Here is an 11,892-nt window from a genome sequence, read left to right as displayed (position 1 = left end):
ATCATTGCTTGCGGCGGTGACGCAAACGGTCGTCTGCACCGTGCCGAAAGGCCGGGTGCGCTCCCGCTGCAGGTTTCTGCTCTTTGCCGTAATAGGGGTAGTGATAGTTCCCGGTTTTACCCGTCGGTGACATCGCGAATATCCCGCCGAGAATTCGAGCTCCAACTTTTGTGAGGTTTTCGATCGCTTGCGCGAGCTGTTCGCGCTTGGTCGTTGCGAATTTTGCGATCACGAGCACGCCATCGGATTCGGCCGCCAGGATCGCGGAGTCGGTGACCGCCAGGAGCGGAGACGAATCCACGATGACGTAGTCAAACCCCCCACGCAGTTCCCGCAGAACTTTTTTGGCCGCCTCTGACCCGAGCAGCTCGCTCGGGTTCGGCGGAACAGCTCCCGAGGTGAGAGCCGTCAGTCCAGGAAAGCGCGTCTTCTGTAGCACTTCAGGAAGCGACGCCCGGCCAGCGAGCACTGTGCTTAGCCCTACCGACCCGATCACGTCGAGGTATTCAGCCAATTTGGGGCGTCGCATATCGCCATCGATTACTACTACGTTGTAATCGGCTTCCGCCAATGCCAAGGCGATGTTTATGGCGATAGTGGACTTGCCTTCGTCTGGCAGAGAGCTCGTTACGACAAGCACACGGGGCGGGTCATCAACTTCCAGAAATTGCAGATTTGTCCGAAGTTCGCGGAAGGCCTCGGCAATTGGCGAGACGTCGTTGGCGAAAGATATTCCTGGGTCCTTTCGACGGTCCTTGTCGAAAGGTATGTTGGCGATGAGTCCGGCGCCAGCAATTTCTTCAAAAACTTGTCGACTTTTGACGGTGTTGTCAAGCCGATCACGGAGAATTGCAAGAGCAATCCCCAACAGCACGCCCAACGCCAGGCCGATTGCAATGTTGCGAGTCGTTTCCGGGATGACCGGTTTGGCAGCGACAGACGCGTGCTGCTCGACGACAACGCGAGCAACGGGCGCCTCACCATCCGGCGGAGTCTCCAGTTCCCGCACCATGACGACAAACTCGTCGGATAGGGCGTCGGCGATATCACGCGCCCTAACTGGTGAAGCGTCGAGCACCGATACGTCTATCAAGACCGTATCCGGAGGGGCAGTGGCCTTGACCTCTTTTCGGAGCGCTTCCGCGGTCATATCCAGGTGAAGTTTGTCAACAACGCGTTGAGCCAGGGTCTCGCCGGTCAGAAGCTTCGTGTACGAGACCACGCGCTGCTGCGAAGAAAGAGTGCCCGAGTAGATCTGGCTGGCGTCACCGGGTGCGGCGGACGTTGAAACGAAGAGTCTCGTCGACGACTCGTACAACGGAGTGGTGAGGATGTTATAGAAAACGGTCGCAGCGACAGCAACAGCCGCAGTGGCGACGATAATCAGCCAACGAGCCCGCATTGCCCGCAGCAATTCCTGAATGGTCATGTGGCCCCCTCGTAGCCCGCCCCCACCGTCAAACGATCTCGCGTTTGCTGCAGCAGCATACAGTCCCTTACTTGCGCTAGTGTCACTAATCAGCTATCACTTCCGCGCAGAGAGCTAGCACAGCAGGGCTACAGGTCCCCGATGATCTTGCCCAGCTCCGCCCGCGTCTTGATCCCGAGCTTGCGGTAAACCCGGCCGAGGTTTGCCTCGACGGTCTTCGGGCTGATGAACAGTGCGGCGGCGACGTCCTTGTTCGTCATGCCCGACGCCGCCAACTCGGCGACGCGTTGCTCGGACGGCGTGAGGGCCAGGTCCCGACTCGGTGCCACCTCCGCCCGAGCCAACTCGGCTTCCACCCGCTTCGCCCACAGCGGTGTCCCCAACTTGTGGAACGTCTGCAGCGCCTCACGCAACGTCGCGCGCGAGCCCTCCTTCTGCCGCTGCCGGCGTTGTAACTGTCCGAGCAGTAGCTGCGTACGGGCCCGCTCGAACGGCATCGGCAGCCGATCGTGGACAGCCATCGCCTTGTTCGCCGATTGCGCCGCAGCCTCGACATCGCCCTGGGCCGCCAGCCACATGCTGCGACACCGCCCGCCGACGGCCAGCATCCACGCCCGGTTGAATCTGCGGCCGTTGAATTCCAGCCGATGAATCAACTGCTTCGCGTCGTCGCTGCGGCCAAGCGAGATCATCGCTTCGACAGCGTCGGGGATGAACGACGCCGTCATGATCTCGGAGCCCGGGATCGCCTTGAGGATGCGGCGCATCGGTGCCAGGACCGCCAACGCGTCCGCGTAGTTGCCGACCGACACCTCCAAGAACCCCATCGTCATGACCGGCCACTGCGCCAACCGCGGCGTGGCCCCACGATTCGCGATATCGATGGCTGCCGTGGCCGCAGCCCGTGATTCTTCTTCGCGCCCAAGGTAAGCCGTCGCCAACGCCCGCATCGACAAAGCGATCGCCAACGAACCGCTGCCTTGTTCGGCCCGTTCCATCGCCTCGTCGGCCAGCTTCTCGGCCGCGACGAAATTGCCCCGCCAAATCTCGACCAACGCGTCGCAACTCGCCACCGCGGTGAGATCGTTCTCGGCGCCGCAGTCCGCGCACCGCCGTTGCACCGCCACCATCCTGTCGTGCGCCTCGTCCAACCACCCCGTCCAGGCGAACATCAAACCCTCGATCATGCTGGCGCTGAACGGCGACAGCGCATCGACGTCGAACTCCTCCAGTTCCACCGCCCGACGCAGCGCATCCTCCTCGACGCCATTGCCGAACATGAAGTTCAACTGCACCGACATCGCCAGCGCCCTACTGGTCAGCGCCGGATCACCGAGATGCTCGGCGTAGGTCACCGCCTTACGCGCGTAGAACAACGAGTCGTCGTACTTCGACATCATCCGTTTGCCGAACGCCAGCAGCACAAGCGTCCGTATCAACAACGGCGGATTGTCCTCGGCGTCGTCGAGCGCACGCTCGAGAACGGCAACGGCTTCACCCCAGTTGTCGTCATAGAGATGGATGCCGGCCATCAGGTTGAGCGTCGCCGCACGCAGTGCCCGCGGAGCCGGCGCGTTGAGCGTTGCTTCAACCAACGCGCGTGCCCGGTCCGGATCACCGGCGTTGAAATGTTGTTCCGCAGCGCGGATCCGGCGTTCGGGCGCATTGCCCCCGAGCCCGATCGCCAACTCGATCAACTCTGCCGCCGCGGCCGGCGCCCCGCGCGCTACCGCTTCCTCGGCCGCGGCATCCAAAGCGCTCAGCGTGTCGGCGTCGGCTTTGGCCGCCGCCAACGCCATATGCCTGGCCTTCAGCTCCGGCAGCGTCACCGCCTGCGCCAACGACCGGTGCATCGCCCGACGCTCACGCGCGGTCGCATCGGCATAGACGCTCTGCGCCAACAGCGGATGGGTGAACCGCACCAGGTTGCCGTCGATCACGACGATCCCCTTGGCTTCCGCCTCGCCGAGCGACTCGATCGGTGCGCCAGTGACCGCAGCCAACAACTCCACGGTGGGATTCGCCGCCGATGCCGCCGCCAACAGCAACGTGCGCGCATCGCGTTCCAGCCGTCCGATTCGCAGCCTCATCAGCTCCGCCAGTGAGCTCGGAAGCCCCGTCAGTGAATTCGACGGGCCCGCGTCGATCGCCCGAGCCAACTCGAGTGCGAAGAACGGGTTGCCACCCGAGATTTCGGCGATGCGCACCATCGTCGGCCGCGGAAACGACCGGCCGAGACGCCCGGAGATCAGCACATGCAGCCCACCAAGGCTCAACGGCCCGACGCGCAACCGCTCGATGCCGTCCGGCCTGGACAGCTGCAACCACGACACCGTGCTGCCGCCGTCTGCCTCCGACCTCTCGGTGAACAACAACGCGACCGGACCCTTGAACCGCCGGGCCGCGTAAGCCACCACGTCGTGGCTGGACCTGTCGAGCCACTGCACGTCGTCGATCCCGATCAGCACCGGAGAGTCACCGGCCAGGCGGTCGAACACCGCCGCGAACGCCGCGGCCACCACCCGCTGATCGGTGGCATGCTCATCGCTGCTCGCCCGCAGCAGCACGCGGTCGACGGCCAGCTTCTGCACGTCGGGCAATTCGGCGAGGATGTCGGCGTCGACGTCGCGAAGCAAATCCGCCACCGCGGCATATGCCAGCCCCGACTCCGCCTGCCCCACCCGCGCGGTGTGCACCCGAAAACCACTTTGCCGGGCCTGCTCGACGGCGGACAACCACAGCGTGGTCTTGCCGATGCCGGCTTCACCCTCGATAACGAGCGCAGTGGGCTGGCGTCCTGCTGATCGCAAGAAGTCCGAGACCGCACGAATTTCCAGCGGCCGGTCCACCATGCCCGGCATCCACGGCACCCCCAATCGCACCCAGCAACTGAGAGTACATGGCACTTGCAACAGCCGTACAGCAATGTGCAACGGCGTTTGCCAGCTGAATCGTCGGTTTACTGACGATTTCGCAACTAAACAGGGGCGCTATCGGCAACTTCGACGACGGGGCTCGGCTGGATCCGGGCGCCGACATCACCAGAAATCCGCTGGAAGGGGACACCGGCCTGGTCACAGGTCAACGACACGATGTCCGGCGACGTCGCGCCGAACACCCCGTACAACACTTCGTCGGTCGGCACGGACAGTGTGACGACGAGGCGGACACGTTCTTCGGCGTTGCTGACCGCCGCCGCGGCCGCATCGAGCTTGGCGACCATCTCATCGACCGAGGTGGTGGTCATCTCCGGGAGATACCACTCGGCGAGGAAGTACGCCAAGTTGTCGGTGGCCTCCATGACTCCGGACGGTAATGCCGACGTGCTGTTCCGGAATCGGGTGTTTCCCTATAGCTTCATCACGGTTTGGTCATCGGGACTGACGACCGCCAGCAGGGCCCGATGGTCCGAGCCGGGGATGGCCGCGGTGCGCACGACGGTGGCCGTCGCGCCGCGCAGCAAGATGTGATCGACCGCGAATACCGGGGGAAGCAGGATGTCAGCCGGGTGCGTTCTGGTCAGTCCAGCCCCCGCTTGCTCAGCGGCGTCGCGGTAGCCACCGCGCAACAGTCGCCGAAACTCGCGCACGTCCGGCGTCGCGTTCAGATCACCCGCCACGATCACCGGGCCCGGCGCCGACGCGCCGATCTCGCCGAGCACCTCCGCGAGCCTCGCGAGGTCGTCGCGCCAACCCTTCATCGGATCGGGCCACGGTGCCGACATGTGCGTCGTCGCCACCGTGGCCTGCCCATCCAGGCCGGGAAGGGCGACCCGCGCCGTGATGAGCCCGAGCCAGAATTCGTCGTAGTCGCGGCAGGCCGAGAGCGCATACCGGCTCCAGATACCGACACCCGCGGGACCCTCACGCGCCCGCAAATAGCGATGGGGCAGGACCGCGCCGATGCCCGCAGCCTCGATCTGCTCCGCCTTCTCCGGCGTAAGTTCCTGTACCGCAAGGATGTCCGCGTTGTCGGCCAGTCGCACGACGCCGACCGCATCCGCGCGTCCGTAGCGCAGGTTCGCCGAGACGACCCGAACACCGACCTCCCCATCGGCCTTCACCGAAACGTACCAGCGCCACCGGACCCATACGCTGGCGACCGTCAAGGCGCCTGCCGCAGCCACACCGACCCAGTTGCGTGTGAGTCCGAACAGCACCGCGGCGACGGGCGCACCGACCGCCAGGTACGGCGACAGTGCGGCGGTCGCCAGGACCGCGCGGTGCAGACACGGAAGGTTCCGGCTGGCCAACGCAAGCACGGCCACGGCGGTAGCCACGATCGCAAGTATGTCGAGGACGCTGATCAATCGGTGCCGCCGCACTCGACGAGGCGGCGCTGGAGGAACTCCTGTGCAGCGGGGGAGCCGTTGCGCTGTAACGCAACCCGATAACACCGCACCGCGTCTTCATAGCGGCCGGCGCGGCGCAGCAGATCAGCGCGGATCGAGATCACCGTGTTGGTGCCCGCCAGTCGCGGATCGTCGGCGACCGCGTCGAGCGCGGCCAGACCCGCGCTGAACCCGTCGCGAAAGCCGATGGCCATCGCGCGGTTGGCACGGGCGACAGGGGAGTCGGTGATCTCGATCAGCCGGTCGTATGCGGTGCAGATCGTCGCCCAGTCGGTGTCGCGCCAACTCGGCGCCGTCGCATGCAGCGCCGCGATCACCGCCTGCGGTAAATACGGCCCCGTCGCTCCCTCGGCGCGGGCGAGCCGCTCCAACCCACGCGCGATTTTGCCGCGGTCCCATCTCGTGCGGTCCTGCTCTTCGAGTGGCACCAGCGCCCCGGCAGCGCTGATCCGGGTCTGTCGACGCGAATCATGCAGCAGCACAAGCGCTGCCAACGCGTGTGCGTTGCGCTCGTCGGGCATCAGCGAACACAACTCACCGGCCAGCCGCACTCCCTCGTCGCACAACTCGTCGCGGATCACCGACGGACCTGCGGTCGACCAGTAGCCCTCAGTGAACACCGAGTAGATGCAGGCCAACACGTGCGGTGTGCGCTCAGGAAGCAGTTCTCCCGGCGGCACCCGCAGCGGGATGTTGGCGTGCCTGATCTTGTTCTTGGCCCTGGTAATTCGCTGTCCGACCGCGGCCTGCGACTGCAGCAGCGCCCGCGCGATCTCGGCGACCGTCAACCCGGAGATCAGCCGCAGCGTCAACGCCAGCTGGGAGGCCGGGTCGAGCGCCGGGTGCGCGCAGGTGAACATCATCCTCAGCTCGTCGTCGCGAACGGGATGCACGTCGACCCGGTCGGTGCGGGCCCGAATGTCGTCCACCACGGCTGCGAGTTCCTTTCCCGGCCGCACTGATTCACGTCGCAGTCGATCCAACGCTCGGTTACGGGCCACTCTCACCAGCCATCCGCCCGGGTTGTCCGGCACACCGTCGCGCGGCCATGCCCGCAGCGCCTCGGCGAAGGCTTCCTGGACGGCGTCCTCGGCGACGCTGAGGTCACCCGACCAGCGAGCGAGCGCGGCGACGGCTGGTCCCCATTCGCGTCGAAAGACGCCGTCCAGGCTTGTCATCGACGCGGTTACAGCCCCGAAACGCCCATGAGTTGCCGAAGCTCCACCGTTGTCCCCGGGATCATCGACGCGACCTTGACGGCCTCGTCGCGGTCGGAGGCCGACAGCAGGTAGAAGCCGGTGGCGATCTCGGCGCTCTCCGGGAACGGGCCGTCGGTCAGCAGCACCTTGCTGTCGCGGACACGCACCGTCGTCGCCGACGCCGGCTCGTGCAGCGCGGCGCCTGCCACGATGTGGTCGCCTGCGGCAGCCGCGAATTCGCCATGCCGGTCGGCTTCGGCTTGCCACTCGGAAGTACCCGGTGTGTGGGCGGATGCGGGTGGTTCCAGCAGCAGCGCCAACCATTGCGCGCCGGAGACCGACCACGCCGGATCGAAGGTGTGGTAGATCGGTCGAACCTCGACGGCGCCGTGCTGCGCGGCCGGGACGTCTCGTGCCAACGCCAGCGCCTCGTCGAGATTGTCGGCCTCGAATATGTAGTAGCCGCAGGCCACCTCGGCGCCTTCGGCGAATGGGCCGTCGGTCACCGTCGGCGCATCGGGGCCGCCCGTGATGCGCACACCCATCGCCGACGGGGTCAGTGCATCGCCCGCCAGGATCGCCGATCCGGCCTTGGCGTGGAACGCCTGATATGCCGCCATTCCGGCGGCCTGTTCGTCGGGGGTCAGCGGTGTGGTGGGCTCGCCGAGCAGCAGTGCTAGGTAGTGCATGAGGGTCACCTTCCTGTCGCGGAGCGGAGCCGTCTGCTCCACTTTCTACCCGTCCGACGAACGGCGCCGCGCGAATCCGACATCACAGGGAATTTTGCGGAAGCAAATTCATTGTTCCGCTACCGAGCCTCGCTAACTATGTGATCGTTTACCCATGCGTAAGACGGCACGCGCCTTCGCCCTTGTTCTGCTGGCCCTGCTCACCTCGACCGTTCTCGGCATCTCGTCGGCCTTCGTGGCGGCATTCGCCCTTGGCGCCACAACGGCACTCATCGTGCCGGGGACGGGCACACCGAACGCGAACAACGTGACCGACTACATGGAGAACGCCCGCAGCCGCTATTTGGCCCCGTTCACCACGTGCACTGACGCCTCGTGCACCCTTGACGGCATCAACTACCCGGCGTCGTTTTACCCCTTGGGTTTCATCGGCAACTGGTGTCCCGGGTTCAAGTGCGACACCTGGAACAAGTCGGTCGGCACGGGTGTGCAAAACCTTGACTCTGCACTGAGGAACCTGCTCGACAACACTACGGACGATGTCGTCATCTTCGGCTACTCGCAAGGCGGTGCGGTTGTCTCCGATGAGCTCGGCAATCTCGGTGACCTCACGCCGGAGCAGCGCGCCCGCATCCAAGCGGTCACGATCGGCAACGCCTTCAATCCCGACGGCGGAATCTTCACGCGTCTGGGCTTCCTGCCGACGATCCCGTTCCTGAACATCACATTCGGTCCGAAAATGCCGACCAATACCGGGATTCCGATCACCAGCATCGGGTTCCAGTACGACCCCGTCATGTACGCCCCCACATTCTGGGGTAACCCGTTGACGATGCTGAACGCGTTGGCGGCGTTCGACAGCGTGCACGGCTACTACCTGACGCCCAACGGGAACGGGCCAACCGATCCGATCGCGTATGGCTATCCGGATGCGCAGCTACAGACCATTTTGGCCGGGCCGTGCCCGGGCCCGAACTGCCGCGTCGACGCGAACGGCAACAAGTACTACATGATTCCGGCGAAGAGCCTGCCGATCGTGAATGCGGTCATGGCAGCGGTTCCCGCTCCGCTGCAGCCGGTGGCCAAGCCGGTCGCGGATCTGGTCTCGCCGGTGCTGAAGGTGCTGATCGACCTCGGCTACGACTTCAGCGGCGATCCGGGCAAGGAGCGGTGGCTTTCGCCGTTGCCGTTCAACCCGATTCAAAACTGGCCTGCAGTGGGCGTGAAGCTGGTTGCCGCCACGGTGCAGGGCATCCAGGCGTTCGTCAAGGACCTCGGTGGGCTGGCTCCGAACCTCGCCCCTGCGGTGCAGGCGCCCGTCACCCCCGCGCCGCTGTCGACGCTGGCGGCAGCGAAGACCACCGAAACGGTCGAGCCGACCGACAAGAAGCAACTGACCACGAAGCTGACGGCGGTTAAAGACAACGACACCGACACCGTGGCGCAGCAGTCGACCGACGAGCCTGAGAAGACGTCGGCGGCGTCCGAGGAAACACCCGCGACGAAACCGGAGTCGACGGCGGACGAGAAGAAGTCCGATGAGGACAAGACCGACGCCAAGAAGACCGACGACAAGAAGACCGACGACAAGAAGACCGAGAAGGCCGAGAGGGCCGACAAGAAGACCGAGAAGGCCGACAAGAAGAAGGCCGCGAAGTCGGAGAAGAAGACCGAAGCCGACAAGTCGGACGCGGGCAAGGCGGCGGCCTGACCCACGCCATTCCGGCAAACTTTTTGAGTAGTTTCGGCCACTTAGCCAACTGCCGCGTGTGATGGTTGACGCATGCGTAAATCGGTGCGGTCAATTCTCCTTGTGGTGCTGGCTCTGCTCAGCACGGTCGTCCTTGGTGTGGCCGCGGCGTTCACGTCGGCCATCTCGCTTGCCGCCTCGACAGCGACGGTGCTGATCATGGGCGGCAGCGGGACTCCCGACCCTGACGCGGAGCCCGGCTACGTCCCGAATGTCATGAGCTACTACATCTTGACGAACACTCCGTGCACGGATCCGACGGTGCAATGCAACCCCCTTGCGGTCGTCACCCCCTCGGAGGCGTGGCCACTGTATGGCGGGTTGTCCGCCCTTACGTGGCAGGATTCGGTCAACGAGGGCGTCGAGGACCTCGACGCGGAGGTGCAGCCGCGGCTCGCGACATTGAGCGCCGACAACCAGCTGGTGATCTTCGGCTACTCGCAGAGCGCCGCGATCGCCTCGATCGAGAAGCAACGCCTCGCCGAGCAGCTGACACCCGAGCAGCAGGCGTTCGTGAAGTGGGACATCATCGGCAACGTGTCGCGGCCTAACGGCGGCCTCAACGGCCGCCTTCCGTTGACGCTCCCGATCGTCGAATTCCCTTACGGCCCAGTGACACCCACCAACACCTCGATGGAGACCGACGACATCGCGTTGAAGTGGGACATCATCGCCGACGCACCGCTGGTCGTGACCAACCCGCTCGCAATGTTCAACGCCTTGATCGGCGGTCCGGGTCTGGGGATCGTCCACGGCACCTATCCGAACCCTGAAGGCAACTCGCCGACGGGCTTGGTCGGCGGCTGGACGCAGGAGCAGTGGCAGGCGATCATGGACAACCCTGAGGGCTACGCCGCGACGAACCCTGACATCGTCAACGTGCAGCAATACAACGACACCCGCTACATCACCGTCGCCCCGCGGGTGCTGCCGATGTTGGTGCCCCTGCACATGATCGGCCTCGGTTTCGTTGCGGATTTGTTCGAACCCGCACTGCGGGACATCATCGAGCAAACCGGTTACGACCGCTCGATTCCGTACGGCCAGCCGACCACGTTCCGGCTGATCCCGATCTTCAACCCGATCAAGCTGGCCGTCGACCTGATCCAAGACATCCCGGAGGGCATCCAGCAGGCGCTCAACGGTGGACCTCCGCCGCTGAACCCTCCGGAGACGCTGACCATGTCGACGCTGGCGAGGACGCAGGAAACGACGGAGCCGACAGTGGAGCCGGATTCGACGGAGCCGCCCGAGAACAAGCGCTCGGCGCACAAGCTGACCGTGGTCAAGGACACGACGTCCGCCGTCGAGCAGACCACCGCGGTGACGGAGGCGAAGCCTGAGTCCGTGACCGACGAGAAGCAAGCCGACGAGACGAAGGCCGACGGGAACACGGTTGACAAGAAGGTCGACACGAAGAAGGCCAGCGACAAGAAGAAGGCCGACAAGAAGAAGGCCGACAAGAAAAAGGCCGACAAGAAGGTCGACAACGAGAAGAAGGCCGAACCCGATACCAACGATGCGGATTCGGATACGGCCGCGGCCTAACCCGATAAGCCAATCCCCCGTCACATCAGGCAGTGGCGGGGGATTTCCTTGTGCGGGCTCAGGCCGCGGCGCCCGGCTTCAGGTACGTGACTAGATGGACGTCGATGTACTCGTCGGCGAACTTCTGCGCGCAGCCCCGCAGGTATTTCATGTAGTTCTCGTAGACCGTCTCGGACTGCAGTGCGATCGCCCGGGCCTTGTTGGCCTCCAGCGCATCCGCCCACAGCGTCAACGTTCGCACGTAGTGCAACCGCAGCGACATCACGTCGTCGACGCTGAACCCGGCCGCCTCGCCATGGGTCCGCATCATCTGCGTCGACGGCAGGCGCGCGCCGGGGAAGATGTCCGTCACCATGAACTTGATGAACTTGAGCACATCGATCGACAGCGGGATGCCGCGCGCCCGGAACTCGTCGGGATGGTAGCTGATGTTGCTCTGGATGGTCATCCGGCCGTCTTTGGGCAGGATCGAAAAACACTTCTTGAAGAACTCGTCGTAGCGTTCGAATCCGAAATGCTCGAACGCCTCGATCGACAGGATCCGGTCGACCGGCTCGTCGAACTCCTCCCAGCCGCGCAGCAAAATTCGCCTGCTGCGGTCGGTGTCGATTTCGTCGAGCAGTTTCACGCTGGCCGCATGCTGGTTGCGGCTCAACGTGAGGCCGACAACGTTGACGTCGTGTCGCTCGATTGCGCGTTTCAGCGTTGAGCCCCAGCCACATCCGATGTCGAGCACCGTCATGCCGGGCTCCAACTGCAGCCGGTCGAGGTGCAGGTCGACCTTCGCGTGCTGGGCCTCCTCCAGGCTCAAATCCTCGGGCTCGAAATAGGCGCACGAGTAAATCCTGCTGGGGTCCTGAAACAGTCCGAAGAAGTCATCGGAGAGGTCGTAGTGGGCGCCGATGTTGTGGAAGTTCTTGCGCATC

General features: G+C 64.6%; 9 protein-coding genes. 2 read left to right on the top strand and 7 right to left on the bottom strand.

From position 1 onward, the window contains the following. Window position 1: 1 nt before the first annotated feature. The 6 genes from A5724_RS17190 to A5724_RS17165 all read right to left on the bottom strand — a co-directional run bounded on the left by A5724_RS17190 (window position 2) and on the right by A5724_RS17165 (window position 7,668). Entirely contained in the window at window positions 2–1,429 is a 1,428-nt protein-coding gene (locus A5724_RS17190; RefSeq protein WP_067804276.1) for a polysaccharide biosynthesis tyrosine autokinase, read from the bottom strand. 128 nt (window positions 1,430–1,557) lie between these two features. Then, window positions 1,558–4,290 (bottom strand): LuxR family transcriptional regulator, encoded by a 2,733-nt coding sequence (locus tag A5724_RS17185; RefSeq protein WP_067804613.1) that lies wholly within the window; start codon window positions 4,288–4,290, stop codon window positions 1,558–1,560. Window positions 4,291–4,406: 116 nt separating this feature from the next. Continuing rightward, window positions 4,407–4,730 (bottom strand): hypothetical protein, encoded by a 324-nt coding sequence (locus A5724_RS17180; protein WP_067804274.1) that lies wholly within the window; start codon window positions 4,728–4,730, stop codon window positions 4,407–4,409. A 48-nt stretch (window positions 4,731–4,778) separates the two neighbouring features. Further along, window positions 4,779–5,708: an endonuclease/exonuclease/phosphatase family protein gene (locus tag A5724_RS17175; protein WP_232004873.1), complete on the bottom strand. Its 930-nt coding sequence runs from the start codon at window positions 5,706–5,708 to the stop codon at window positions 4,779–4,781. Between the two features lie 26 nt (window positions 5,709–5,734). Next, window positions 5,735–6,958, bottom strand: coding sequence for an RNA polymerase sigma factor (locus A5724_RS17170; RefSeq protein WP_067804273.1), 1,224 nt, complete (start codon window positions 6,956–6,958; stop codon window positions 5,735–5,737). 8 nt (window positions 6,959–6,966) lie between these two features. Further along, complete coding sequence (locus A5724_RS17165) at window positions 6,967–7,668, bottom strand: YciI family protein (protein ID WP_067804609.1); 702 nt, start codon at window positions 7,666–7,668, stop codon at window positions 6,967–6,969. Between the two features lie 154 nt (window positions 7,669–7,822). On the opposite strand from A5724_RS17165, the gene A5724_RS17160 reads away from it, so the two are divergent. Next, window positions 7,823–9,379: a PE-PPE domain-containing protein gene (locus A5724_RS17160; RefSeq protein WP_067804270.1), complete on the top strand. Its 1,557-nt coding sequence runs from the start codon at window positions 7,823–7,825 to the stop codon at window positions 9,377–9,379. A gap of 72 nt (window positions 9,380–9,451) precedes the next feature. Continuing rightward, window positions 9,452–10,966: a PE-PPE domain-containing protein gene (locus A5724_RS17155; protein ID WP_082965091.1), complete on the top strand. Its 1,515-nt coding sequence runs from the start codon at window positions 9,452–9,454 to the stop codon at window positions 10,964–10,966. 58 nt (window positions 10,967–11,024) lie between these two features. Here the strand turns inward: A5724_RS17155 and A5724_RS17150 are convergent, their stop codons facing one another. Next, window positions 11,025–11,891: a cyclopropane mycolic acid synthase family methyltransferase gene (locus tag A5724_RS17150; RefSeq protein WP_067804606.1), complete on the bottom strand. Its 867-nt coding sequence runs from the start codon at window positions 11,889–11,891 to the stop codon at window positions 11,025–11,027. Window position 11,892: the final 1 nt, after the last annotated feature.

Source organism: Mycobacterium sp. ACS1612 (genome assembly GCF_001667505.1).
Classification (GTDB): Bacteria; Actinomycetota; Actinomycetes; order Mycobacteriales; family Mycobacteriaceae; genus Mycobacterium.
Note: the sequence above shows the minus strand (reverse complement) of the source record. Positions and strands in the feature narration are given on the sequence as shown.

Excerpts from the sequence above, each read along its gene's own strand:
- A5724_RS17170 (WP_067804273.1), bottom strand. The coding sequence starts at position 6,958 with ATGACAAGCCTGGACGGCGTCTTTCGACGCGAATGGGGACCAGCCGTC.
- A5724_RS17190 (WP_067804276.1), bottom strand. The coding sequence starts at position 1,429 with ATGACCATTCAGGAATTGCTGCGGGCAATGCGGGCTCGTTGGCTGATT.
- A5724_RS17165 (WP_067804609.1), bottom strand. The coding sequence starts at position 7,668 with ATGCACTACCTAGCACTGCTGCTCGGCGAGCCCACCACACCGCTGACC.
- A5724_RS17150 (WP_067804606.1), bottom strand. The coding sequence starts at position 11,891 with ATGCGCAAGAACTTCCACAACATCGGCGCCCACTACGACCTCTCCGAT.
- A5724_RS17180 (WP_067804274.1), bottom strand. The coding sequence starts at position 4,730 with ATGGAGGCCACCGACAACTTGGCGTACTTCCTCGCCGAGTGGTATCTC.
- A5724_RS17155 (WP_082965091.1), top strand. The coding sequence starts at position 9,452 with ATGCGTAAATCGGTGCGGTCAATTCTCCTTGTGGTGCTGGCTCTGCTC.
- A5724_RS17185 (WP_067804613.1), bottom strand. The coding sequence starts at position 4,290 with ATGCCGGGCATGGTGGACCGGCCGCTGGAAATTCGTGCGGTCTCGGAC.
- A5724_RS17160 (WP_067804270.1), top strand. The coding sequence starts at position 7,823 with ATGCGTAAGACGGCACGCGCCTTCGCCCTTGTTCTGCTGGCCCTGCTC.